Source organism: Asanoa sp. NPDC050611 (assembly GCF_040654855.1).
Lineage (GTDB): Bacteria > Actinomycetota > Actinomycetes > Mycobacteriales > Micromonosporaceae > Asanoa.
Window position 1 is genome coordinate 1 of record NZ_JBFAIU010000708.1, and the last position, 1125, is coordinate 1125.

A 1125-nucleotide genomic window follows, 5' to 3' on the forward strand; every position below is an offset into this window, starting at 1 on the left:
GGGGAGCCGGCTGAGAGCACGCTGATAAGCCCTGGCGACCCTCCCGCCACCGGCAGGAGGGCGCGCGTCGCGCGCGCCCCACTGGCCGGTGGTGTCCTGGCCGGGCGGCACGCCCGGACGTCCGGCGGCGCCGAACTGGCCCGTGCCGTCCTCGGGCCGGCCGCTTGGGGCGCCGCGCCGTGGCTGGCGCCCGGCCGGGTCGCCGGGCGGTGGCACCGGCACGGCGGCGCCGCGCGGCGGTGCGGCCGCGCCACGAGGTCCGTTCGGTGGCGTTCCGGGCGGGACCGGTGCTCCACCCGCGGGCGGCGCACCGCCGAAACGGGCCGGCGGCTCGGTGGGTGTGGCCGGTGGCCCGCCCGCGGGCTGACGGCCGAACCGGGCCGGCGGCTCGCCGGGCGGCACGGGAGGCGCTCCGGCGGGCGCTCCCCCGGCGCGGGCCGGCGGCGGCCCGGCAGGGGCTCCTCCTGGTCGGGCCGGCGGCGGCCCGGCGGGTGCTGCCCCGGGGCGGGCCGGCGGTGGCCCAGCGGGTGCTCCCCCAGGGCGGGCCGGCGGCGGCCCAGCGGGTGCTCCCCCGGGGCGGGTCGGCGGCTCGCCGGTGGGTCGACCACCGGCGGGTGCGGCGCCGAACCGGGCCGGCGGCTCGCCGGGCGGTACCGGTGGGCCGCCCGCGGCGCCACCCGGGCCACGTCCGCCATCAGCTCCTGAGCGACCGCGGCCGAACCGTCCCGGCGCTCCGGGCTCGGCGCCGTCGCGACCGAACTGTCCGCGCGCGACATCCCCCGTGGGCTCGCCACGCCGCGGTCCGTCACCACCGAACTGCCCACGCGGCGGCTCGCCCGCGGGCTCACCACGCCGGGGTCCGTCACCGAACGATCCGCGTGGCGGCTCGCCGGCGGAGTCGCCGCGCACAGGTCCTTCGCCACCGAAACGTCCGGGCGCACCAGGACCGGCGCCACGTCCGCCCGCCGCGGCGGGCGGTGTCGTGCCCACGGCGGACCCCAGTCCCGAATGGTCGCCGTCGTCTCGCCACGAGCCGGTGGTGCCGACGAACGTGTTGCCCTTGTAGAAGTTGATCTCGTAGGTGCTCAGGTAGACCGAGTAGACCAGCGGCCACATCACGAAGAT

At 80.4% G+C, this 1125-nt stretch carries 1 pseudogene; it reads right to left on the minus strand.

Annotation, left to right across the window (positions count from 1 at the left end):
* Nucleotides 1-866 (minus strand): annotated as a pseudogene (locus tag AB0H87_RS41990) (hypothetical protein); the annotation flags it as partial.
* Nucleotides 867-1125 lie beyond the last annotated feature (259 nt).